The sequence below is a fragment of the Ornithinimicrobium humiphilum genome (genome assembly GCF_006716885.1).
In the GTDB taxonomy this organism is placed as follows: domain Bacteria; phylum Actinomycetota; class Actinomycetes; order Actinomycetales; family Dermatophilaceae; genus Ornithinicoccus; species Ornithinicoccus humiphilus.
The window spans coordinates 109,261-131,837 of sequence record NZ_VFPU01000003.1 but is presented as its reverse complement, the minus strand read 5'-3'; the positions used below and the strand labels follow the sequence as shown (position 1 = coordinate 131,837).

18 protein-coding genes and 1 tRNA gene are annotated in these 22,577 nt (G+C 74.1%); 15 read left to right on the top strand and 4 right to left on the bottom strand.

The features are described 5' to 3' along the window. Positions 1-74 precede the first annotated feature (74 nt). The 5 genes from FB476_RS15690 to FB476_RS15670 are packed head-to-tail and all read left to right on the top strand — an operon-like array spanning position 75 to position 4,582. The gene (locus FB476_RS15690; RefSeq protein WP_141821136.1) at positions 75-1,274 is read left to right on the top strand and encodes a histidine kinase; all 1,200 of its coding nucleotides are present in this window, start codon (positions 75-77) and stop codon (positions 1,272-1,274) included. A 33-nt stretch (positions 1,275-1,307) separates the two neighbouring features. Continuing rightward, complete coding sequence (locus FB476_RS15685; RefSeq protein WP_141821134.1) at positions 1,308-2,096, top strand: LytR/AlgR family response regulator transcription factor; 789 nt, start codon at positions 1,308-1,310, stop codon at positions 2,094-2,096. Between the two features lie 31 nt (positions 2,097-2,127). Beyond that, the gene (locus FB476_RS15680; RefSeq protein WP_238329833.1) at positions 2,128-2,481 is read left to right on the top strand and encodes a hypothetical protein; all 354 of its coding nucleotides are present in this window, start codon (positions 2,128-2,130) and stop codon (positions 2,479-2,481) included. Positions 2,482-2,485: 4 nt separating this feature from the next. Continuing rightward, entirely contained in the window at positions 2,486-4,003 is a 1,518-nt protein-coding gene (locus tag FB476_RS15675) for a sodium/solute symporter (protein ID WP_141821130.1), read from the top strand. A 9-nt stretch (positions 4,004-4,012) separates the two neighbouring features. Further along, the gene (locus FB476_RS15670; protein ID WP_141821128.1) at positions 4,013-4,582 is read left to right on the top strand and encodes a DinB family protein; all 570 of its coding nucleotides are present in this window, start codon (positions 4,013-4,015) and stop codon (positions 4,580-4,582) included. Between the two features lie 57 nt (positions 4,583-4,639). Here the strand turns inward: FB476_RS15670 and FB476_RS15665 are convergent, their stop codons facing one another. Further along, positions 4,640-5,821 carry a ScyD/ScyE family protein gene (locus FB476_RS15665; protein ID WP_170233690.1) on the bottom strand — a complete coding sequence of 394 codons (1,182 nt, stop codon included), beginning with the start codon at positions 5,819-5,821 and terminating at the stop codon, positions 4,640-4,642. Positions 5,822-6,165: 344 nt separating this feature from the next. On the opposite strand from FB476_RS15665, the gene FB476_RS15655 reads away from it, so the two are divergent. Genes FB476_RS15655 through acs form a run of 3 tightly spaced genes read left to right on the top strand, consistent with a single transcriptional unit; the run spans position 6,166 to position 10,199 of the window. Further along, positions 6,166-6,540 carry a DUF485 domain-containing protein gene (locus FB476_RS15655; RefSeq protein ID WP_141821123.1) on the top strand — a complete coding sequence of 125 codons (375 nt, stop codon included), beginning with the start codon at positions 6,166-6,168 and terminating at the stop codon, positions 6,538-6,540. Then, positions 6,537-8,156 (top strand): solute symporter family protein, encoded by a 1,620-nt coding sequence (locus tag FB476_RS15650; RefSeq protein WP_141821120.1) that lies wholly within the window; start codon positions 6,537-6,539, stop codon positions 8,154-8,156. Before FB476_RS15655 ends, FB476_RS15650 begins: the two co-directional genes overlap by 4 nt. 51 nt (positions 8,157-8,207) lie before the next feature. Further along, positions 8,208-10,199, top strand: coding sequence for an acetate--CoA ligase (acs, locus tag FB476_RS15645; RefSeq protein ID WP_141821118.1), 1,992 nt, complete (start codon positions 8,208-8,210; stop codon positions 10,197-10,199). Between the two features lie 30 nt (positions 10,200-10,229). Here acs and metB read toward each other — a convergent pair whose 3' ends face one another. Continuing rightward, positions 10,230-11,432 (bottom strand): cystathionine gamma-synthase, encoded by a 1,203-nt coding sequence (gene metB, locus FB476_RS15640; RefSeq protein WP_141821116.1) that lies wholly within the window; start codon positions 11,430-11,432, stop codon positions 10,230-10,232. A gap of 130 nt (positions 11,433-11,562) precedes the next feature. Next, entirely contained in the window at positions 11,563-12,000 is a 438-nt protein-coding gene (locus FB476_RS15635) for a pyridoxamine 5'-phosphate oxidase family protein (RefSeq protein WP_141821114.1), read from the bottom strand. 177 nt (positions 12,001-12,177) lie between these two features. On the opposite strand from FB476_RS15635, the gene fdh reads away from it, so the two are divergent. The 4 genes from fdh to FB476_RS15615 are packed head-to-tail and all read left to right on the top strand — an operon-like array spanning position 12,178 to position 18,224. Beyond that, positions 12,178-15,555 (top strand): formate dehydrogenase, encoded by a 3,378-nt coding sequence (gene fdh, locus FB476_RS15630; RefSeq protein WP_141821112.1) that lies wholly within the window; start codon positions 12,178-12,180, stop codon positions 15,553-15,555. Further along, positions 15,555-16,664 carry a 4Fe-4S dicluster domain-containing protein gene (locus tag FB476_RS15625; RefSeq protein ID WP_141821110.1) on the top strand — a complete coding sequence of 370 codons (1,110 nt, stop codon included), beginning with the start codon at positions 15,555-15,557 and terminating at the stop codon, positions 16,662-16,664. The genes fdh and FB476_RS15625 overlap by 1 nt, the downstream gene beginning before the upstream one ends. After that, the gene (gene nrfD, locus FB476_RS15620) at positions 16,661-17,800 is read left to right on the top strand and encodes an NrfD/PsrC family molybdoenzyme membrane anchor subunit (RefSeq protein WP_141821108.1); all 1,140 of its coding nucleotides are present in this window, start codon (positions 16,661-16,663) and stop codon (positions 17,798-17,800) included. The genes FB476_RS15625 and nrfD overlap by 4 nt, the downstream gene beginning before the upstream one ends. Before the next feature lie 22 nt (positions 17,801-17,822). Further along, the gene (locus FB476_RS15615) at positions 17,823-18,224 is read left to right on the top strand and encodes a DUF1801 domain-containing protein (RefSeq protein WP_141821106.1); all 402 of its coding nucleotides are present in this window, start codon (positions 17,823-17,825) and stop codon (positions 18,222-18,224) included. 27 nt (positions 18,225-18,251) lie between these two features. Here the strand turns inward: FB476_RS15615 and selD are convergent, their stop codons facing one another. Further along, positions 18,252-19,250, bottom strand: a complete 999-nt coding sequence (gene selD / locus FB476_RS15610; RefSeq protein WP_141821104.1) for a selenide, water dikinase SelD — start codon at positions 19,248-19,250, stop codon at positions 18,252-18,254. 37 nt (positions 19,251-19,287) lie between these two features. Here selD and FB476_RS15605 point away from each other — a divergent pair. From FB476_RS15605 to FB476_RS15595, 3 genes are all read left to right on the top strand, one after another. Then, a tRNA-Sec gene (locus tag FB476_RS15605) sits at positions 19,288-19,383 on the top strand. A 48-nt stretch (positions 19,384-19,431) separates the two neighbouring features. Beyond that, positions 19,432-20,754 (top strand): L-seryl-tRNA(Sec) selenium transferase, encoded by a 1,323-nt coding sequence (gene selA, locus FB476_RS15600; protein ID WP_141821102.1) that lies wholly within the window; start codon positions 19,432-19,434, stop codon positions 20,752-20,754. Then, positions 20,751-22,556 carry a SelB domain-containing protein gene (locus FB476_RS15595; protein ID WP_141821100.1) on the top strand — a complete coding sequence of 602 codons (1,806 nt, stop codon included), beginning with the start codon at positions 20,751-20,753 and terminating at the stop codon, positions 22,554-22,556. Before selA ends, FB476_RS15595 begins: the two co-directional genes overlap by 4 nt. Positions 22,557-22,577 lie beyond the last annotated feature (21 nt).

Below are 22,577 nucleotides of genomic sequence, written 5' to 3'. Positions count from 1 at the left end.
GTCGCCGCGGCGACCACCTCGTCCGTCGCGTTCCGGGCCCGCCGCGCGGCGCGCCACCTGGGTAGGTTGTCGGCATGCAGGACGGCTTCCACCTCCCCACGGCGGTGCTCGTCGCCGTCGTCTTCCTCCTGCTGCAGGGGCTGCTCTGGATCCGGCGCCGGCGGATGGCCAGGGGGTTCCTCTCGGAGGCCGACCGCATCACCTACGAGGCGCTGCGGACCGGTGCCCAGGCCGGGCGCTACCTGCGCAACGGGCTCACCGAGGAGAACGCCACCAAGGCCGCCCGGCACCTGCGGCTCATGCTCGGCGGCTCGGCCCTGGCCATCTGCGACACCCAGGGCGTCCTGGTGTGGACCGGGCACGGCGACCACCACGGCGCCTCTGCCTTCGGGCACGCCGAGCGGGTGCTGACCAGCGGCGACGTCGCCGTGCTGCGCCGCGACGACCTGCCGTGCGACCGACCCGAGTGCGACGTGCGGGCGGGCGTGGTCGCGCCGATCGTCGTCGAGGACCGCGTCATCGGCACCCTCGCGGCCTACTCCGACCGCCCCTCCGCCGGCCTGGCCCGGGCCACCGAGCAGGTCGCGACCTGGGTCAGCGGCCAGCTCGAGCTCGGCGAGCTCGACCGCGAGCGCACCCGCGCCATGGAGGCCGAGCTGCGCAGCCTGCGCGCCCAGATCAGCCCGCACTTCATCTACAACTCCCTCGGCGCGATCGCCAGCTTCGTGAGGACCGACCCCGACCGCGCGCGCGAGCTGCTGCTGGAGTTCGCCGACTTCACCCGCTACGCGCTGCGCCGCGGAGGCACCTTCACCCCGCTCTCGGACGAGCTGCGCAACGTCGAGCGCTATCTCGTCCTCGAGCAGGCCCGCTTCGGGGAGCGGCTGCAGGTCCACCTGCTCGTCGCTCCCGAGGTGCTCACCGTCGCCGTGCCCTACCTCTCGGTCCAGCCGCTCGTGGAGAACGCCGTGCGCCACGGCCTCGCCGACAAGGTCGGCACCGGCACGGTGACGATCACCGCCACCGACCTGGGCGACCTCGCGGAGATCAGCGTCGAGGACGACGGCGCGGGCTCCGACCCCGAGGACGTGCGTCGCGCGCTGGACGGCGACGACTCCGCGGGCGACTCGGTCGGGCTGGGCAACGTCGACGCCCGCCTGCGCCGCGTCTACGGCGACGACCACGGCCTCGTCGTGGAGACGGCTCCCGGCATGGGCACCAAGGTCGGCTTCCGCGTGCCGAAGTACGCCCCCGGCGTCCACGCGTCGCCCTGAGACCGGTCGCCTCCCGGCCCCTACGATGGCGGCATGCGTGCACTCGTCGTCGACGACGAACCACCCGCCCTCTCCGAGCTGACCTACCTGCTCGAGCAGGACGGCCGGTTCTCCGCCGTGGTGCCCGCGGCCTCGGGGACCGACGCCCTGCGGGCGCTCGAGGCGGGCCCGGTGGACGTCGTCTTCTCCGACATCTCCATGCCGGGGCTGGACGGCATGGAGCTCGCCCGGGTCATCGCCCGGTTCGCCGACCGCCCCCAGATCGTCTTCGTCACCGCCCACGACGAGCACGCGGTCGACGCCTTCGCGGTCCACGCCACCGACTACGTCATGAAGCCCGTCTCCGCCGCCCGGCTGGCCCAGGCCGTCGACCGCGTCGTCGCCGGGCGGCAACGGGCCGACGACCCCGCCGCGCGGACCGGGGGAGCGGCGGGCCCCGCCCGGCCGCAGGTCGACCCGCAGCCCCCCGTCGCCCCCGCGCCGCGGGTGCAGGACGAGCGGATCGCGGTCGAGCTCGGGGGCGTCACGCGCTTCGTGCAGCGCTCCGCGATCCGCTACGTGCAGGCCCAGGGCGACTACGTGCGGCTCTTCACCGCCACCGGCTCGCACCTGCTGCGCACCCCGATGGCCACGCTCGAGGAGCGCTGGGCGCGCGCCGGCTTCGTCCGCATCCACCGCTCGACCCTCGTGAGCCTGGCCCACGTCGCCGAGGTGCGCCAGAGCCACGGCAAGCTCAGCCTCGTGCTCGCCCCCGACGGCACCGAGCTGCCGGTCGCGCGCCGCCACGTGCGCGAGGTCCGCGAGCGGGTCCTGGGGGCCTGACGCGGTGCCGACGTCGTCGCAGCCGCAGCGGGTGAGAGTCACCTCCTCCCGCCGTGGCGCGAGCACGCCGCGGCGCCGCACGGCCCGCAGCGCGCTCGTCGAGCAGACCGGCATCGGCGAGCTCTACCTGGACGGCCTGCTGCGGGCCCAGCTGCGCCTGGCGCTGGCGGTGCTCGGGCTGGTCGCGGTCACCCTGCTCGGGCTGCCGCTCCTCTTCGCCGTCCTGCCGGTCACCCGCGAGTGGCACGTCGGCCCGCTGCCCTTCCCGTGGGTCGTCCTCGGGGTGCTGCTCTACCCCGCGATGATGGCTGCCGCCGCGGTCTACTCCCGCCAGGCCGAGCGCACCGAGCGCCGGTTCGCCGACATCGTCGGCCAGGAGCGCTGACCCGGTGGCGGGCCCGCTCTCGGTCGGCACGATCGCGGTCGTCTGCGCGATCACGCTCGGGCTGAGCGTCTTCGCCCTGCGCTGGGCCCGGCGCACCAGCGACTTCTACGTCGCGGGCCGGGTCGTCTCGCCCGGGCGCAACGCCGCGGCCATCGGCGGGGAGTACCTGTCCGCCGCGAGCTTCCTCGGGGTGGCGGGCCTCATCTACGACTCGGGCGTCGACGCGCTCTGGTACCCCATCGGCTACACCGTCGGCTACCTCGTGCTGCTCGTCCTCGTGGCCGCGCCGCTGCGTCGCTCGGGCGCCTACACGTTGCCCGACTTCGCCGAGGCCCGGCTGGAGTCCCGGGGGGTGCGGCATCTGTGCTCGGTGCTCGCCGTGGTCATCGGCTGGCTCTACCTCATCCCGCAGTTCCAGGGCGCGGGCTTCACGCTGCGGCTGGTCACGGGCGCACCGCTGTGGGTCGGGGCCTTCGTCGTCCTGCTCGTCGTCGTGCTCGCGGTCGCCGCCGGCGGCATGCGCTCGATCACCCTGGTCCAGGCGGTGCAGTACTGGCTCAAGCTCAGCGCGCTCGCGATCCCCGCCGGCGCGATCCTCGCCGTCTGGTGGGTCACCCAGGGCCCCGCGCCGGAGGTGGGGCAGGGCTGGACGCAGCCGTTCACCGGCCGGGCGCCCGAGGAGCACCACCTCTACCGCACGCTCTCGCTCGTCGTCGGCCTGGCGCTGGGCACGACCGGCCTGCCCCACGTCGTGGTCCGCTACTACACCAACCCCGACGGCACCGCCGCCCGCCGCACGACCGTGCACGTCCTCGGTCTGCTGGGGCTCTTCTACATCTTCACGATCGTCTACGGCGTGCTCGGCCGGGCCTACCTGCCCGAGCTGGTCGACGACGCCAGGGTCGACACCGTCGTGCTGCGGCTCCCCGCCGAGGTGCTGCCCGGGCTGGGCTCGGACGTGCTCACCGCGGCGCTCGCCGGGGGCGCCTTCGCCGCCTTCCTCTCGACGTCCTCCGGGCTCGCCGTCGCCGTCACGGGCGTGCTCAACCAGGACGTGCTGCGCCCGCTGCTCAGCCGGGCCACCTCCGGGGACCACTCTGAGGTCACCGGCTTCCGGCTGGCCGCGGTCGTCGCCGTCGTCGTCCCGTATGCCGTCAGCCGGTTCTTCCCCGAGGTGCCGCTCGCGGCCTTCGTCACCCTGGCCTTCGTCATCGCCGCCTCGACCTTCTTCCCGCTCCTGGCGCTCGGCGTGTGGTGGCCGCGGCTCTCGGTCCAGGGCGCGACGGCCGGCCTGGTCACCGGGGCGGTGCTCGCCATCGGCGCCCTCGTGGCCAGCGTCGCCCTCGTGCCCGGCAGCACCGGTTGGGCCGCCGCGCTGCTCGCGCACCCGGCGGCCTGGACCGTGCCGGCCGCCCTCCTCACGGCGGTGACGGTCTCGCTCGCCACGCCCCACGGCATACCCCGGAGCGCGACGCGCACCCTGGTGCGCCTGCACACCCCGGAGGAGATCACCTCTCGTTAGCGTGGGGGTATGGAGCTCAAGGACACCCTGCACCGCTACCTGCGGATCGAGAGCGACGCCCTCATCTGGAAGCTCGAGGGGCTGAGCGAGCGCCAGGTGCGCACGCCCATGACCTCGACGGGCACCAACCTGCTGGGGCTGGTCCGGCACGCCACGGGGGTGGAGGCGGAATACTTCGGGCTCGTCTTCGGCCGGCCGCTGCCGTTCGAGCTGGGCTGGGACATGGACGCCGAGGACAACTCCGACTTCTGGGTGCCGGCCGAGGAGTCGACGCTGGACGTGATCGACCTCTACACCCGGGTGCAGGCGCACGCCGACGCCACCATCCGCGAGCTCCCTCTCGACGCGCCCGGCCGGGTGCCGTGGTGGGGCCGGCAGGAGACGACCCTGGGCCACATCCTGGTCCACGTCATCGGCGACCTGTCCCGGCACGCCGGCCACGCCGACATCCTGCGCGAGGAGCTCGACGGCGCCGTCGGCCTGCAGCCCGGCAACGACAACATGCCGAGCGACGACGCGCGCTGGTGGGCCGACTACCGGGCACGCCTGCAGCAGATCGCCGACAGCTTCCCGGAGTAGCCACCCGCGGGCCGCCCGGCCGCCGTTCGCAGGCCGGCGGCCGGACGGGGTCGAGGGTCAGCGGCCGAGGCCGACCCTCACGACCGTGCCGCCGCCCGCGCACACCGCGCAGGTCGTGACGTAGGCGGCGTCCTTGGACAGGGCCACCCCGAAGGGGGCGGGCAGGTCGTCCAGGACGGTCGTGTGGGTGGAGGAGCCACGCCTCACCTTGACCAGCGAGCCGGAGGGCAGCCCGGTCTCGGCGGCCAGGCCGACGTCGGAGATCTGCACGGCGTAGAGGGCACCCTTCGCGTCGAAGGCGAGGTCGGTGACGTTGGTGAGCCCGCTGGCCCACACCCGCGGGGTGCCGTCGCGCCCGATCCGCCAGATCGCCGCCCCGCCCTGCGGGAAGGGGAAGCCGGTGAGCTGGCTGACGTAGACCGCGCCGTCCGGCCCGCGCACGGCCGAGGTCGGCACCGGCTGGAAGGGGAACGGGTTGCCCGACCCGGGCGGGAACTCCGTGGTGCCGCCGGCCAGCACCGCGAGGGTGCGCACCCGGTCGTCGTCGACGCGCAGCACCGCGTTGGCGCCCGCGTCGGCGACCAGCCAGCCCCCGCGGTCGCGTGCGAGGGAGACGGAGTTGGTGTCGAGCAGGCCGCCGTCGGGGTTGCGCCGGGTCTCGTGCCGGGCGAGGTCGGCCTCGGTCTCGAACCGGGGCGCGCCCTTCCCGCGCAGCCGGATCTCCTGCACGGTCGCCAGCCGGCGGTAGTCCCGCCCGTGCTCGGCCACGAGAGCGTCGCGGGTCGCGGGCGGGTTGCCCAGGCCGAAGGTGACCACGAGCTTGCTCGACCCGGTGACCTCGACGTCGTAGGGGCCCGAGGCCTCGGCGCCGACCGCCAGGGACGGCAGGCCGGTGACGACACGACCCTGCCCGCCGTCGCGGCCGATCTTGGTCACCGCCCCCGACGGGCCGGCGCACACCGGCACGGGGTCGGGCGCGCCCGGGGCCACGCCGAGCACGCAGTCGTCCCCGCCCGTGCCGGACTCGGCGACGTAGACGTCGCCGCGCGAGGTCACCGTCAGGTGGCGGGGGCTGTCGAGCCCGGAGGCGACGACCGTCACGGTTCCACCACCGTCGTCGCGGCCCCTGCCCTTCCCCGTGCCCTTCCCCTCCCCGGCGACGGCCCCCGGGAGGGCGGTGGCGGTGATCAGCCCGGCCAGGGCGAGGGCCAGCAGGGAACGCGTGCGCGTGGTGGGCATGAGGGACCTCCAGGGTGGTTGACGGATCAACGCTAGGAGCGCCCCGGGCCCCCGGCCATGGGTACAAGTACCCATAGCGCGAGAAGGCGGTCCGGGCCTAGGATGCGCGCCGCCCCCCAGCGACGGCCTCGCCGACGCCGGCCGGAGCCCCGGCGACGACCGCTCGTCGCGCCGGACCGCCCGCCCGCCGCTCGTCGTGGCTCCCGGACCACTCGTCGCGCGCGCCGTCCCTCTCGTCGGAGGTCCTTCCCACGCCCCTTCCGCCCCCTGCCACGGGGTCGGACAGTGGTCGCAGCCGGCGGCACACCCCTGCCGTCCGGACCCCCTCGTGAAAGGAACCTCGCGTGAGCACGACACGCCCGGACGAGGCCGGCGGCGCTGCCGGTCCCGAGGAGCCCGCGGTGGACCCCTACGTCCAGCTGCAGCGCACCGACGAGTTCCAGGACCTGCGCCGCAGGTTCCGCTCCTTCGTCTTCCCGATGACGGCCTTCTTCCTCCTCTGGTACTTCGCCTACGTCCTCGCGGCGGTCTTCGCGCCCGGGTTCATGTCGGTGCGGATCTGGGGCGTGATCAACGTGGGCCTGGTCTTCGGGCTCCTCCAGTTCGTGACCACCTTCGCGATCACGTTCATCTACGCGCGGTGGGCCAACCGCGAGTTCGACCCCCGTGCCGAGGCCCTCGGGGCACGCATGGAGCAGCTGGGAGGTGCGGGCCGATGAGCCTGATCATGTCCACCGCGACGGTGCAGGTCGGCAACCCGGCCCTGAACATCGGCGTCTTCGCGGCCTTCGTCATCGCCACCCTGACCATCGTCATCAAGGTGGCCGGCGGCAAGAAGACCGCGGCGCAGTACTACACCGGCGGCGCCTCCTTCTCCGGCCGTCAGAACGGCCTGGCCATCGCCGGCGACTACCTCTCGGCCGCGTCCTTCCTCGGCATCGCCGGGGCCATCGCGCTGCAGGGCTACGACGGCTTCCTCTACTCGATCGGCTTCCTCGTCGCCTGGCTCGTCGCGCTCCTGCTGACCGCCGAGCTCATGCGCAACACCGGCCGCTTCACGCTCGCCGACGTGCTCTCCTACCGGCTGCGCCAGCGTCCCGTCCGCATCGCGGCCGCGACCAGCTCGCTGGTGGTCTCCTTCTTCTACCTGCTGGCCCAGATGGCCGGCGCGGGCGGCCTGGTGGCCCTCCTGCTCGGCCTGGACTCGCTGTGGGCGCAGTACCTCGTCATCGCCGTCGTCGGCGCCGTGATGATCGGCTACGTCCTCATCGGCGGGATGAAGGGCACCACCTGGGTGCAGATGATCAAGGCCGTGCTACTCATCGCGGCGACCGCGATCATCACCGTCTGGGTGCTCGGCAAGTTCGGCTTCAACCTTTCCGCGCTGCTCCAGGGCGCGGTGGACAACTCGCCCGAGGCCGGCGCCGCGCTGCTCGACCCGGGCCTGAAGTACGGCCTGTCCGACCTCACCAAGATCGACTTCGTCAGCCTGTCGATGGCGCTGGTCCTGGGCACCGCCGGCCTGCCGCACGTGCTCATCCGCTTCTACACCGTCCCGACCTCCCAGCAGGCCCGCAAGTCGGTGGAGTGGGCCATCTGGCTCATCGGCGGCTTCTACCTGCTGACCCTGGTCGTCGGCTACGGCGCCGCGGCGCTCGTCGGCCCCGACGCCATCAACGCCGCGCCCGGCAAGGCCAACTCGGCCGCGCCCCTGCTCGCCTACGAGCTTGGCGGCTCGCTGCTCCTGGGCATCATCTCCGGCATCGCCTTCGCCACCATCCTCGCGGTCGTCGCCGGCCTGACCATCGCCAGCTCGGCCACCTTCGCCCACGACCTCTACAACTCCGTCTTCAAGCGCGGCCAGGCCACGCCGGACGAGGAGGTCAAGGTCGCCCGCTGGGCCTCGATCATCATCGGTGTCGTCGCGATCCTCGGCGGGATCCTGGCCTACGGCCAGAACATCGCCTTCCTCGTGGCCCTGGCCTTCGCGGTCGCGGCGAGCGCCAACCTGCCGACGATCCTCTACAGCCTGTTCTGGAGCCGCTTCAACACCCGCGGCGCCCTGTGGAGCATCTACGGCGGCCTGGCCTCCGCCCTGGTCCTCATCACCTTCTCGCCGGTCGTCTCCGGCTCGCCGACGGCGATGATCACCAACCCGGACGTGGACTTCGCCTTCTTCCCCCTCGCCAACCCCGGCATCGTCTCCATCCCGCTGGCCTTCTTCCTCGGCTGGCTGGGCTCGGTGACCAGCCCGGAGCGCAACGAGCAGAAGTGGGCCGAGGTCGAGGTGCGGAGCCTGACCGGGCACGGGGTGGCCGAAGCAGTCGACCACTGACCCGCAGTTCACGGCATACTCGACCCGAAAGCAACGACGCCAGGAGGCACGATGACCACCGAGACTCCGTCCGACGCGCTGTCCAACCTGCTCCACGAGGAGCGGACCTTCCCGCCGAGCGAGGAGTTCGCGGCGCACGCCAACGGCAAGGCCGAGCTCTTCGAGCAGGCCGAGGCCGACCGGGAAGGCTTCTGGGCCGACCAGGCCCGGCGGTACGTCAGCTGGGAGACCGACTTCGACCAGGTGCTCGACTGGTCGGACGCCCCCTTCGCCAAGTGGTTCGTCGGCGGCCGGCTCAACGCCTCCGTCAACGCGGTGGACCGCCACGTGGAGGCCGGCAACGGTGACCGGGTCGCCATCCACTTCGTCGGCGAGCCGGGTGACACCCGCGACATCACGTATGCCGAGCTGCACCAGCAGGTGCAGAAGGCCGCCAACGCGCTCGCCGACCTCGGCGTGGGCCAGGGCGACACGGTCGCGATCTACCTGCCGATGATCCCCGAGGCGGTCGTGGCGATGCTCGCCTGCGCCCGCCTGGGTGCGCCGCACTCGGTGGTCTTCGGCGGCTTCTCCGCCGAGGCCCTCCACAGCCGGATCGACGACGCCGGCGCCAAGGTCGTCATCACCGCCGACGGCGGGTGGCGTCGCGGCAAGCCGGGCGCGCTGAAGCCCGCCGTGGACGCCGCCCTGGCGGTCGGCGAGTCCCCGGTCGAGAAGGTCCTGGTGGTGCGCCGCACCGAGCAGGACGTCGAGTGGGACGACGACCGCGACGTGTGGTGGCACGAGGCGCTCGAGGCGGCCGCGGACACCCACGAGCCGGACTACTTCGACGCCGAGCACCCGCTGTTCATCCTCTACACCTCGGGCACGACGGGGAAGCCGAAGGGCATCTTCCACTCGACCGGCGGCTACCTGGTGCAGACGGCCTACACCAACGCCGTGGTGCACGACGTGCACCCGGAGTCCGACGTCTACTGGTGCACCGCCGACATCGGCTGGGTCACCGGCCACTCCTACATCGTCTACGGGCCGATGACGCTCGGCGCCACCCAGGTGATGTACGAGGGCACGCCGGACACCCCGCACCAGGGCCGGTTCTGGGAGATCGTCCAGGACAAGAAGGTCACGATCCTCTACACCGCCCCCACGGCGATCCGGACCTTCATGAAGTGGGGCAAGGAGATCCCGGCGAAGTACGACCTCTCCTCGCTGCGCCTGCTCGGCTCGGTCGGCGAGCCGATCAACCCCGAGGCCTGGATGTGGTACCGCGAGGTCATCGGCGGCGACCGCTGCCCGATCGTGGACACCTGGTGGCAGACCGAGACCGGGGCGATCATGATCAGCCCGCTCCCGGGCGTCACCCCGACCCGTCCCGGCTCGGCCCAGCACGCCATCCCGGGCATCGTCGCCCAGGTCGTGGACGACAACGGCGTCCCCGTGGAGAAGGGGTCCGGCGGCTACCTCGTGCTCACCGAGCCGTGGCCCTCGATGCTGCGCGGCATCTGGGGCGACCCGCAGCGTTACAAGGAGACCTACTGGAGCCGCTTCGAGGGCGTCTACTTCGCCGGTGACGGGGCCAAGCTCGACGAGGACGGCAACATCTGGGTCCTCGGCCGCGTCGACGACGTCATGAACGTCTCGGGCCACCGGATGTCGACGGCCGAGATCGAGTCGGCCCTGGTCTCCCACCCCAAGGTGGCCGAGGCCGCCGTCGTGGGTGCCGCCGACGAGACGACCGGTCAGGCGATCTGCGCCTTCGTCATCCTGCGCTCGGAGGCGGTCGAGGAGGCCGACGAGCAGGGCGAGGGCGGCGACCTGGTCGCCGAGCTGCGCAACCACGTGGCCAAGGAGATCGGCCCGATCGCCAAGCCGCGTCAGATCATGATCGTGCCGGAGCTGCCGAAGACCCGCTCGGGCAAGATCATGCGCCGCCTGCTCAAGGACGTCGCCGAGAACCGCGAGGTCGGGGACGTCACGACGCTCGCCGACTCCTCGGTCATGAGCCTGATCAGCGAGGGGCTCTCCAAGGGTTCCTCGGACTGAGCCGCTCCGCCCCGCCGCCCGGGTAGGCCGTCAGACGGCGACCCGGGCGGCGGCGTGCGTGGCGGCGGCCGCCCGGTCGAGGGCGGCGCGCACGTCGGCGCGCAGGTCCTCGGGGTCTTCGATGCCCAGGGACAGGCGCAGCAGGCCGTCGCCGATGCCGGCCTCGGCCCGGGCCTCGGGGGTCATCGACAGGTGGGTCATGGTGGCGGGGTGGGCCACGAGGCTCTCGGTGCCGCCGAGGGACTCGGCCAGGCTCAGACATCGCAGGCCGTCGAGGAAGGCCCGCACCGCCGGCAGCCCGCCGGCGAGGTCGATGGAGAGCATCGAGCCGAAGCCGTCCTGCTGGCGGGCCGCGATCTCGTGGCCGGGGTGGTCGGGCAGGCTCGGGTGGTGGACGGCGGCGACGGCGGGGTGGTCGACCACCTCGGCGAGCACCGCCCGGGCGCTCTCGTCGTGGGCGCGCAGCCGGGTGTGCAGGGTCCGGATGCCCCGCAGGGTCAGGTAGGAGTCGAAGGCGCTGCCGACCAGGCCCAGCACGTTGGCGAGCTCCTGCAGCTCCTCGTGCTGCTCCTGGGTGCGGGCGACCACGGCACCGCCGACGACGTCGCTGTGCCCGTTGAGGAATTTGGTCGTCGAGTGGATGACCAGGTCGGCGCCGTGCTCGAAGGGTCGCTGCAGGGCGGGGGAGAGGAAGGTGTTGTCGACGACGACGGTGGCGCCGAAGCGGTGGGCCAGCTCGCTCACCGCCGCGATGTCGGTGACCCGCAGCAGCGGGTTGGAGGGCGTCTCGACCCAGACCACGGACGGCGCGTCCGGGTCGGCGAGCGCCGCCTCCAGCGCAGCGAGGTCGGAGAGGTCGACGGTGCGGTAGCGCAGCGTCCCGTGCTCGGCGAGCGTGTCGAAGAGGCGCCAGGTGCCGCCGTAGCAGTCGTGCGCGACGAGGACCGTGTCGGTCGGGCGCAGCAGCAGGTGCGTCACGAGGGTGACGGACGCCAGGCCGCTCGGGGTGATCGTGGCGCCGGCGCCGCCCTCCAGCGCGGCGATCGCCTCGCCGACGTGGTCGCGCGTGGGGTTGCCGCAGCGGCTGTAGTCGTAGCGGCGAGGCTCGTCGAAGCCCGCGAAGCTGTAGGTCGAGGACAGGTAGAGCGGCGGGATGATCGCGCCCTCGGCCGCGTCGGTGTCGATGCCGGCGCGCACGGCGAGCGTGCGGGAGCGCTGCGGGAAGTCGGTCATGGGGGCCGGTCCTCGTACGTCGGGAATGCGGGAGCCGTGCCAACGTAGCACGACGCCGAACGATGGACGGATCACGGCCCCTCTCGGCCGTTCAGGACGAAGACACTTCGGTCTGGGCCCGTCGTAGATGTCAGTTCTGCGGCAGGTAGTGCTCCCAGGGGCGCGCCAGCACGAACTCGCGCCCGCTGAGCTCGGTGACCTCGATCGCGACGACGTTGTGCTTGGGCGTGGCGATCCACGGCCGGAGCCGCAGGTTGTCGGCGTCGCGGGCCTCGGCGCCCTCGAGGATCTGGGCCTTCCCGCGCGCGAGGATGCTCCAGGCGCGCTCGTTCTCCTCGTCGACGTCGTCGACCTCGAAGGCCACGTCGGCGTTCATCACCACGCCGAGCAGCTTGGAGCCCTCGGCGGTGCGGAAGACCAGACGCCGCCGGTCGTCGACCGCGAAGTTGACGGGGGTGATGTGGACCTCGTCGGCGAGGTGGTAGGCCATTCGGCCGAACTCCTCGGCCCTCAACCGGGCCCAGCACTCCTCCTCGGTCAGGATCGTGACGGGGTGCTCCTGGGTCATGGTCACCGTCTCCTCGGGTGGTTGGGATGTCGGTGCTGCCATTCTACGACGGACGGTCGTATCAAGGCGAGCTGCGGATGCCCCGTCCCACCTGCACCTCCTCCGCGCCGGGCGGGCCGTGTCGGGCTACGGTGGAGCCTCGACCGGACGCCGACGTGCCAGAGGGGAGAAGCCGTCATGACCCGCAGGAGCGCGACCTTCCTCGGCTGGCCCGCGCTGCGCCAGCTGGCCAGCGGCGACCTGCTCGGGCGGGGCGCCGCGGTCACCTCCCGGCGGACGCGCGAGGTCGAGCCGCGCACCTCCACCGCCGACCGGGTCGTGCAGAGCGTCTGCCCCTACTGCGCCGTGGGCTGCGGGCAGAAGGTCTTCGTCTCCGGCGAGCGCGTCGTGCAGATCGAGGGCGACCCGGACTCGCCGGTGAGCCGGGGCCGGCTGTGCCCCAAGGGCGCGGCCAGCGAGCAGCTCGTCAACTCGCCATCACGTCAGACCCAGGTGCTCTACCGCGCGCCGGGTGCCACGCAGTGGCAGCCGCTCGAGCGCGACACCGCGATCGACATGATCGCCCGCCGCTACGTCGAGACCCGCCGCCGCACCTGGCAGGACCTCGACGACCAGGGTCGCCGCGTCCGCCGCACCATGGGGATCGCCTCGCTCGGGGGAGCCACCCTCGACAACGAGGAGAACTACCTCATGAAGAAGCTCTACACGGCGTCGGGGGCGATCCAGATCGAGAACCAGGCCCGCATATGACACAGCTCCACGGTTCCCAGTCTGGGGGCCTCGTTCGGGCGCGGCGGCGCCACCCAGTCCCTGCAGGACATGGCCAACGCGGACTGCATCGTCATCCAGGGCTCCAACATGGCCGAGTGCCATCCGGTGGGCTTCCAGTGGGTGATGGAGGCCAAGGCCCGTGGGGCGCGCGTCATCCACGTCGACCCGCGCTTCACGCGGACCTCGGCGGTCGCTGACACGCACGTGCCCATCCGGGCCGGCACCGACGTCGTGCTGCTCGGCGCGCTGATCAACCACGTGCTGAGCAACGACCTCTACTTCCGCGACTACGTCGTGTCCTACACCAACGCCGCCACGCTCGTCAGCGAGGACTACCGCGACACCGAGGACCTCGACGGCATCTTCTCCGGCTACGACCCGGCCACCGGCACCTACGACAACGAGAGCTGGGCCTACCAGACCCGGCGCTCCTCGGACGGGAGCGACGGCATCCAGGAGCCGGGGGACGAGGACGACGACGCGGAGGACCGGGCCCGGGCCGGCGGTCACGAGCACGGTGCCTACGGCTCGCCGCTCGCGCACGCCGACGTGGAGCGCGACGAGACGCTGGAGCACCCGCGGACCGTCTTCCAGATCCTGCGTCGCCACTACCGGCGCTACACCCCGGAGATGGTGCGCGACGTGTGCGGCATCGACGGGGAGCAGTTCGCCGAGCTGGCCCGGGCGATCACCGACAACTCCGGGCGGGAGCGGACCACCTGCTTCGCCTACGCGCTGGGCTGGACCCAGCACAGCCTCGGGGCGCAGTTCATCCGCGCCGCGGCCATCCTCCAGCTGCTGCTCGGCAACATGGGCCGCCCGGGCGGCGGCATCATGGCGCTGCGCGGCCACGCGAGCATCCAGGGCTCCACCGACATCCCGACCCTGTTCAACCTGCTGCCCGGCTACCTGCCGATGCCCGTGGCCGGCGAGCACGACACCCTCGAGGACTACCTCTCCGAGATCTCCTCCCCGCTGCAGAAGGGCTTCTGGGTGGAGGCGCCCGCCTACACCGCGAGCCTGCTCAAGGCCTGGTTCGGCGACGCCGCGACGCCCGACAACGACTTCTGCTACGACTACCTGCCCCGCCTCACCGGGGCGCACGGCACCTACCAGACGACGATGGCGATGGTCGACGGCGAGGTCGAGGGCTACTTCGTCGTGGGCCAGAACCCCGCGGTCGGCTCGGCCCACGCCCGCATGCAGCGGCTCGCGCTGACCAGACTGAAGTGGCTGGTGGTGCGCGACCTGCAGCTCATCGAGACCGCGACCTTCTGGAAGGACTCCCCGGAGATCGCCTCCGGCGAGCTGCGCACCGAGGACATCCGGACCGAGGTCTTCTTCCTGCCGGCCGCGACCCACGTGGAGAAGTCCGGGACCTTCACCCAGACGCAGCGCATGCTGCAGTGGCGCCACCAGGCCGTGCAGCCGCCGGGCGACGCGCAGAGCGAGCTCGACTTCTACTTCCAGCTCGGCTGCCGCATCCGCGAGCTGCTCGCCGGCTCGACCGACGAGCGCGACCGGCCGCTGCTCGACCTCACCTGGGACTACCCCACCGACGAGCACGGCGACGTCGACGCCGAGGCGGTGCTGCGCGAGATCAACGGCTACCACGTCACCGGCGAGAAGGCCGGGCAACCGCTGGACACCTTCACCGAGATGAAGGCGGACGGCTCGACGGCGGGCGGCTGCTGGATCTACACCGGAGTCTTCGCCGGCGGCGTCAACCGGGCCGCCAACCGCGCCCCCCGGGAGGAGCAGGACGAGGTCGCCGCGCAGTGGGGCTGGGCCTGGCCCGCCAACCGCCGGCTGCTCTACAACCGGGCGTCCGCCGACCCGCAGGGTCGGCCGTGGAGCGAGCGCAAGAAGTACGTCTGGTGGGACGAGGAGACCGGCCGCTGGGTCGGCAAGGACGTGCCCGACTTCCCCGTCGACCGCGACCCCTCCTACCGGCCCGACCCCGACGTGGGCGGCCCGGCGGCCCTCGCCGGCGACGACCCGTTCATCATGCAGGCCGACGGCAAGGGCTGGCTCTTCGCGCCCAAGGGCATGGTCGACGGTCCCCTGCCGACCCACTACGAGGCGCAGGAGTCCCCGGTCGACAACCCGCTGCACAGCCAGCAGCGCAACCCCGGCCGGCTGGTCTACCCGCGCAAGGACAACCTGTGGAGCCCGTCCGGCGACGAGCCCGGCAGCGACGTCTACCCCTACGTCTTCACGACCTACCGGCTCACCGAGCACCACACCGCCGGCGGCATGAGCCGCTGGCTGCCCTACCTCTCCGAGCTGCAGCCCGAGATGTTCTGCGAGGTCTCGCCCGAGCTCGCCGCCGAGGTCGGGCTCGAGAACGGCGGCTGGGCGACGATCATCTCGGCCCGGTCCGCGATCGAGGCGAGGGTGCTCGTCACCGACCGGGTCCGGCCGCTGACGATCAACGGCCGCACGCTGCACCAGATCGGCCTGCCCTACCACTGGGGCGTGGGCCGCGACGCGATCGTCGAGGGCGACTCCGCCAACGACCTGCTCGGCGTGGTGCTCGACCCCAACGTCCACATCCAGGAGTCCAAGGTGGGATCCTGCGACATCCGGCCCGGCCGTCGGCCCCGCGGCGAGGAGCTGCAGCGCCTGGTCGCGGAGCACCAGTCGCGCGCCGGCAGCACGGTGACGACCGGCAACGAGCGCCTCGACGAGGTGCCGCCGGAGGTCGCCCGCCGCCGCGCGGAGGCCGCGGGACGGACGACGGAGACGCCGCACGACCCGGACGAGACGGAGAAGGAGGGCTGATGGGCTACCTCGCGCGCCAGCTGGCCGGCCGCACCGACCCCGCCCCCGACGCGGGCTGGGAGGAGGCGCCGGAGCGCAAGGGCTTCTTCACCGACACCTCGATCTGCATCGGCTGCAAGGCCTGCGAGGTGGCCTGCAAGGAGTGGAACGCCCTGCCCCTCGACGGCCTGGGCCTGAGCGGCAACTCCTACGACAACACCGGCGGCCTGGGCGCCAGCACCTGGCGGCACGTCGCCTTCGTCGAGCAGAGCAAGGACCGCATCCTCGAGGCCCGCGCGTCCGGGCGGCGCCTGGTCGACCTGGGTATGCCGCAGGTCGGCGCCCCGTCCCCGGCGCCCTCTCCCTCGGCGACCCCTTCGCTGCCCCCGGCCCCGGAGGGTCACGGCCCGGACCTGCGCGACCTGCTCGCGGCGGCGAACGGCGCGGGGACCGAGGAGACGGCATACCCGGGTGGTGGTGAGGTCACCGCCGCCGAGGTGAGCGCGATGGGGGCCCCGCTGCCGGACTTCCGCTGGCTGATGGCCTCCGACGTCTGCAAGCACTGCACGCACGCCGGCTGCCTCGACGTCTGTCCCACCGGGGCGCTCTTCCGGAGCGAGCACGGCACGGTGGTGGTGCAGGCCGACGTGTGCAACGGCTGCGGCTACTGCGTGGGGGCCTGCCCGTTCGGCGTCATCGAGCGGCGCACCGACTCGGCCGTCTCGGTGCGGGCCGACGGGCACGTGCCCGACGTCGGCGTCGCCCAGAAGTGCACGCTCTGCTACGACCGGCTCACCGACGGCCAGACGCCGGCCTGCGCCCAGACCTGCCCGACGACCTCGATCCGCTTCGGCACGCGCGAGGAGATGGTCGCGCTAGCCCGGGCCCGCGTCGCGCAGCTGCACGAGCAGGGGTTCACGGAGGCGCGGCTCTACGGCGCCAACGACGACGACGGCGTGGGGGGCACGGGCTCGGTCTTCCTGCTCCTGGACGAGCCCGAGGTCTACGGCCTGCCCCCGGACCCGGTCGTGCCCACGGCGCGGCTGGCCGAGATGTTCCGCACCGCGGGCATCGCCGGGCTGGGGCTCCTCGGGGCTGCCGCCGTCGCGTTCCTGGGGAGGCGCCCGTGACGACGTCCCGCTTCGACAGCTACCGGCCGCCGGAGGACGGGCCGCGACGCCGGCGCCGCACCTCGGTGCGCGACGCGGTGACCGGGGCCGCCCGCGACGTCGTGCAGGGCGGCCGCAGCTGGCTGGACCGTGACGGCGGTGGTCGGCGCGAGGCGCCCGCGGTGCCCGACGCCGAGTTCGTCGACTACTACGGCCAGCCCGTCATCAAGCCGGTGCCGTGGAAGCACGAGATCCCGGCCTACCTCTTCCTGGGCGGCGTGGCCGCGGGCTCCGGCCTGATCGCCGCGGGTGCCGCGGCGACCGGGCGTCCGGGTCTGCGCCGGAGCAGCCGGCTGACGGCGATGACCGCGGTCGCGCTCAGCGGGGCGACGCTGGTGGCCGACCTGGGCCGGCCGGAGCGCTTCCTCAACATGCTGCGGACGGTCAAGCTCACCTCGCCGATGTCGGTCGGCACCTGGATCCTCTCCGGCTACGCCGCCTTCGCCGGTGCGGCCACGGCGGCCGAGGTGTCGCGGATGGTGCCGCTGCCCGCCACGGGACCGCTCGCCGTGGCGAGGACGGCGCTGGGGGTCGTGGAGGCCCCGGCGACGGTCGGGCAGGCGCTCTTCGCGCCGCCGCTGGCGGCCTACACCGCGGTGCTGCTCTCGGACACCGTGACGCCGGTCTGGTTCGAGAGCCGGCGGCAGCTGCCCTTCGTCTTCGTGGCGTCGGCGGCGATGGCCTCGGCGGGTGTGCAGCTGGCGCTCGGTCCCGGCCGGACGGGGCCGGTGCAGCGGCTCGCGGTGCTCGGCGCCGCCACCGACCTGGTCGCGACGCACCGGCTGGAGCAGCACCTGGAGGGCCTGGAGCTGCGCGAGCCGCTCGAGACCGGCCCCGCCGGACGCAAGCTGCGGCTGGCCAAGGCGCTCACGGTCGCGGGCGGCCTCGGGGCCCTCGGGGCCCGCCGCAGTCGCGCGCTCGCCGTGGCGTCGGGCGTCGCGCTCGCGGCGGCCTCGGCGCTGACCCGCTTCGGCATCGTCGAGGCCGGCCTCGAGTCGGCGAGGGACCCGCGCTACACCGTCGGTCCGCAGCGCCGCCGGCTCGAGGAGCGACGCGCCCGCGGCGCGGTCCACGACAGCATCACGACCGTCGGCTGACCGCCGTGCGACGCTGGGCCGCATGAGCGATCCCGTGACCGTCCCGACCGGCGCCTCCGTGGAGGACTTCCTCGCGGGGGCCGAGCCCGCCGGGCGTCGTGAGGACGCCCGGGTGCTCGTGCAGCTGATGTCGGAGGTGACCGGCGAGGAGCCCGTGATGTGGGGGCCGTCGATCGTGGGCTTCGGCTCGCAGGCCTACGCCTACGCCAGCGGCCGCACGGGGGACTGGCCCGTCGTCGCCTTCTCCCCGCGCAAGGCCTCGATGGCGCTCTACGGTCTGCAGCACCCCGACCGCGAGGCGCTGCTCGACCGGCTCGGGCCCCACAAGCGCGGGGCCTCGTGCGTCTGGGTGGGGCGCTTCGGCGGGATCGACCTCGAGGTGCTGCGCGAGCTGGTCGCGGCCGCCTGGGCCGCGCGCGACTGACGGGGGCCGGCGCTCCGACCCGAGCCCTCAGACGACCTCGACCATCGCGCCGCCGAGGGCGTCGACCGGCAGCGTCTCGCCGACGACCGGGGCGCCCGGCACCTCGCCGACCACGAGCAGGCCGCCGGAGGTCTGGGCGTCGGCGAGCAGCAGCAGCTCGTCCTCGCCGACCCGCGGCACGAGGTGCGGCCGCACCCAGTCGAGGTTGCGCCGCGAGCCGCCCGGGACGTGGCCGGCGGCCAGGGCCGCGCGGGCACCCGGCAGGTAGGGCACGGCGGCGGAGTCGATACGCGCCGTCACGCGCGAGGCGCGGCACATCTTGTAGAGGTGGCCGAGCAGCCCGAAGCCGGTGACGTCCGTCGCCGCGCGGGCACCCGCTGCCAGCGCAGCCAGTGACGCGTCGCGGTTGAGCCGCACCATGCTCGCGACCGCGTCGGCGCTGACGTCGCCGGTGGCCTTGGCCCGGTTGTTGAGCACCCCGACGCCGAGGGGCTTGGTGAGGCTGATCGGCAGACCCGGCTCGGCCGCGTCGTTGCGCAGCAGCCGGTCCGGGTCGGCGGTGCCGGTGACGGCCATGCCGTAGACGGGCTCGGGCGCGTCGATGCTGTGGCCGCCGAGCACGGGGCAGCCGGCCACCGACGCGACGTCCAGCCCGCCCTGGAGCACCTCGCGCAGCAGCCCCTGGTCGAGGGCCTCGCGCGGCCAGCCGACGAGGTTGATCGCCATGACCGGCGTGCCGCCCATCGCGTAGACGTCCGAGAGCGCGTTCGCCGCGGCGATCCGGCCCCAGTCGTAGGGGTCGTCGACGACCGGGGTGAAGAAGTCGGCGGTGGAGATCACGGCGATCCCGCCCTCGACGCGGACGGCCGCGGCGTCGTCGCCGTCGTCGAGCCCGACGAGGACGTCCGCGCCGATGGCCGGGTCGACGCCGCGCAGGCCGGCGACGAGGTCCTCGAGCTCACCGGCGGGGATCTTGCAGGCGCAGCCGCCGCCGCGGGCGAGCTGGGTCAGCCGAAGAGGTTGCATAAGCCCACCCTAGGAGCAGGGATCTAGGCTGACCCGTGGAGGCGTCCGGGTTCCTGGTGGGCCCCCCGGTCTTCAACACCGGTGAGACCGAGCATCTCGGTCTGGCGGGTTCGATTCCCGTCCGCCTCCGCCAACTCGTCCACGGGCGCCGACGCCCGCCCGCGCAGCCGAAGGGAGCACGGTGAGCCAGTCCGACCCGCGTCGCGCGATCCCGCGCACCGACGCGCTGCTCGCCTCCCCGGCCCTGGTGGAGGCGGCCGCGCGCCTGGGCCGCGACACGGTCCGGGCCGCGGTCACCGGTGCCCAGGAGCGCGCCCGGCGCGGCGAGATCCCGCCCGCCGAGGTGGAGGCGGCCGCGCTCGCGGCGCTGCCGACGCGTGCCAGCTCGCTGACCCCGGTGCTCAACGCCACGGGGGTCGTCGTCCACACCAACCTGGGTCGCGCCCCGCTCTCCGCGGCGGCGCTCGAGGCCGTCCTCGACGCCGCCGGGCACGTCGACGTCGAGCTCGACCTGACCAGCGGCGCGCGCGGGCGCCGGGGGGCCGGGATGCTGGCGGCCCTGCGCGCGGCGGTGCCCGACGCCGGCGGGGCGCTCGTCGTCAACAACGGCGCGGCCGCCCTCGTCCTCGCGACCACCGCGCTGGCGGCGGGGCGGGAGGTGGTCGTCTCCCGCGGGGAGATGGTCGAGATCGGCGACGGCTTCCGGCTGCCCGACCTCATCGCCTCGACGGGGGCGCGGCTGCGCGAGGTCGGCACGACCAACCGCACGCACCTGCGCGACTACGCCGACGCGATCGGGCCGGACACCGGGTGCGTCCTCAAGGTGCACCCCAGCAACTTCCGGGTCGAGGGCTTCGTCTCCGGGGTGGGCCTGGCGGAGCTCGCGACCCTCCGTCGCCCCGACGGCAGCCCGGTCCCCGTGGTCGCCGACATCGGCTCCGGGCTGCTGCGGCCCGACCCGCTCCTGCCCGACGAGCCCGACGCCACCACCACCCTGCGCGCCGGCGCGACCGTCGTCACCGCCAGCGGCGACAAGCTGCTCGGTGGGCCGCAGGCGGGGCTCGTGCTCGGCGACGCCGACGTCGTCGAGCGCCTGCGTCGCCACCCGCTCGCCCGCGCGCTCCGCGTCGACAAGCTCACGGTCGCCGCCCTCGAGGCCACGCTCCGCGGCCCCTCGACGCCGGTCCACGACGCTCTCCACGCACCCGTCGACGAGCTGCGCCGCCGGGCGCGGCGGCTGGCCGACGAGCTCGGCCGCGAGGTCGTGCCGGTCGAGGGCCGGGTCGGCGGCGGCGGGGCGCCCGGGGTCCCGCTCCCGGGCTGGGCCGTCGAGGTTCCCGTCGAGGCGGTCTCCCGGCTGCGGCAGCCGACCGGCGACGTGCCCGCCGTCCTCGCGCGCGTCGACGACGGCCTCGGACTTGTGGACGTGCGCTGCATACCCCCGGACCGGGACGCCGACCTGCTGCGGGCTCTGCGCGAGGCGCTCGCGGCCCCGCCGGCATGAGGCGGGTCCTCGCCACGGCCGGGCACGTCGACCACGGCAAGTCCACGCTCGTCCGGGCGCTGACCGGGCGGGATCCCGACCGGCTGGCGGAGGAGCAGGCCCGCGGGCTGACGATCGAGCTGGGCTTCGCCTGGACCACGCTGCCGGACGGCACCGACGTGGCGTTCGTCGACGTGCCGGGGCACCAGCGGTTCGTCGCGACGACGCTGACCGGTCTCGGGCCCGCCCCCGCCGTCGTCTTCGTCGTCGCCGCCGACCAGGGCTGGCAGGCCCAGAGCAGCGAGCACCTCGCCGCGGTCCGTGCCCTCGGCATCCCCGACGGGCTGCTCGTGCTCGCCCGGGCCGATCTCGCCGACGAGGAGCGGACGGCGCGGACCCGCGAGGAGGCCGAGCGGCGGCTGCGCGGCGCCGGGGTCACCGCCGAGACGGTCGTGGTCTCCGCCCGCACCGGTGCGGGTGTGCCGCAGCTCCGGGAAGCGCTTGGGCGGCTGGTGGCGAGGTTGCCCGAGCCCGACCCGGCGGCCCCCGTCCGGCTGTGGTGCGACCGGTCCTTCACGGTGCCCGGCGCCGGCACGGTCGTCACGGGCACCCTGGGCGGCGGGACCCTGGCCGGCGGGGACCGGCTGGTGGCGTTCGGTCCCGACCGGGCGCGGGAGGTCGTCGTCCGGGGGCTGCACAGCGCGGACGTGGCCCGCGAGAGCGTCGGCCCGGTCTCGCGGGTGGCCGTCAACGTGCGCCGGGTCGAGGCGGCCGACGTGCCGCGCGGCTCGGTGCTGGTGACGCCCGACGCCTTCGGCGAGGCGGTCGTCCTCGACGTCGCGGTGGCGCCGGTCCCGCTCGACCTCGACCCGCGTCCCGGGCGGCCGCTGCCTCCCCAGCACGCCGTGCTCCACGTCGGCACGACCGACCGGCCGGTGCACGTGCGGCCGCTGGGCGAGCGGCACGCCCGGCTCACCCTGCCCTCGCCGCTGCCGTGGCACGTCGGCGACCGCCTGCTCCTGCGCGACCCGGGCACCCGTCGCCTGTGGTCCGCCACCGTCGTGGACGTCGACCCGCTGCCGCTGCGCCGCCGGGGTGCTGCTCGCCGGCGGGCCGAGGACCTGGAGACCGGCGGCCCGCTCGCCGACCTGCGGTTGCGGTCGCGGTCGGCCGTGAGCCCGGACGAGCTGCGGCGGCTGGCCCTGCCGGAACCCACTGCCGGGGCGCGGGTCGGCTCCTGGTGGGTGGACGAGGAGGCGGTGCGGGGCTGGACCGCCCGGGCCGGGCAGGTGGTTCGTGCCCAGTCCGAGGCCCAGCCCCTCAGCGCCGGGGTGCCCGTCGTCGAGCTGGCCCGCCGGCTCGACCTGCCCGACCACCTGGAGGACCTGGGCCCCGACCTCGTGCGGCACGTCGCCCCGCGCGCGGGGCTGGAGATCACCGACGGGCGCGTGCACCTGCCCCGCGACGCCGGGCTGGGTCCGGCCGAGGCCGCCGTCGCCGAGCTCGAGGCGCGGCTGCGCGGGTCGCCGTTCGCGGCTCCGGAGCGCGAGGACCTCGACCGGCTCGGCCTGGGCCCGGCCGAGCTCGCGGCCGCCGCACGGGTGGGTCGGCTGCTGCGGCTGCCCGACGACGTGGTGCTGCTGCCCGACGCCCCGGCCCGGGCGATGCGCGAGCTCGCGACGCTGCCGCAGCCGTTCACGCTCAGCGAGGCGCGGCAGGCCCTCGGCACGACGCGGCGGGTGGCCGTCCCGCTGCTGGAGCACCTCGACGGGCGCGGCTGGACCCGCCGCCTGGACGGGCGGCTGCGCCAGGTCGTGCGCTAGCTCCGCGCCTCGCGGGCTTCC

Coding starts and splice junctions, on each gene's coding strand:
- FB476_RS15625 (WP_141821110.1), top strand. CDS start 15,555: ATGGGCTACCTCGCGCGCCAGCTGGCCGGCCGCACCGACCCCGCCCCC.
- FB476_RS15690 (WP_141821136.1), top strand. CDS start 75: ATGCAGGACGGCTTCCACCTCCCCACGGCGGTGCTCGTCGCCGTCGTC.
- FB476_RS15665 (WP_170233690.1), bottom strand. CDS start 5,821: ATGCCCACCACGCGCACGCGTTCCCTGCTGGCCCTCGCCCTGGCCGGG.
- FB476_RS15615 (WP_141821106.1), top strand. CDS start 17,823: ATGAGCGATCCCGTGACCGTCCCGACCGGCGCCTCCGTGGAGGACTTC.
- FB476_RS15670 (WP_141821128.1), top strand. CDS start 4,013: ATGGAGCTCAAGGACACCCTGCACCGCTACCTGCGGATCGAGAGCGAC.
- metB (WP_141821116.1), bottom strand. CDS start 11,432: ATGACCGACTTCCCGCAGCGCTCCCGCACGCTCGCCGTGCGCGCCGGC.
- FB476_RS15595 (WP_141821100.1), top strand. CDS start 20,751: ATGAGGCGGGTCCTCGCCACGGCCGGGCACGTCGACCACGGCAAGTCC.
- FB476_RS15635 (WP_141821114.1), bottom strand. CDS start 12,000: ATGACCCAGGAGCACCCCGTCACGATCCTGACCGAGGAGGAGTGCTGG.
- acs (WP_141821118.1), top strand. CDS start 8,208: ATGACCACCGAGACTCCGTCCGACGCGCTGTCCAACCTGCTCCACGAG.
- FB476_RS15650 (WP_141821120.1), top strand. CDS start 6,537: ATGAGCCTGATCATGTCCACCGCGACGGTGCAGGTCGGCAACCCGGCC.
- FB476_RS15685 (WP_141821134.1), top strand. CDS start 1,308: ATGCGTGCACTCGTCGTCGACGACGAACCACCCGCCCTCTCCGAGCTG.
- selD (WP_141821104.1), bottom strand. CDS start 19,250: ATGCAACCTCTTCGGCTGACCCAGCTCGCCCGCGGCGGCGGCTGCGCC.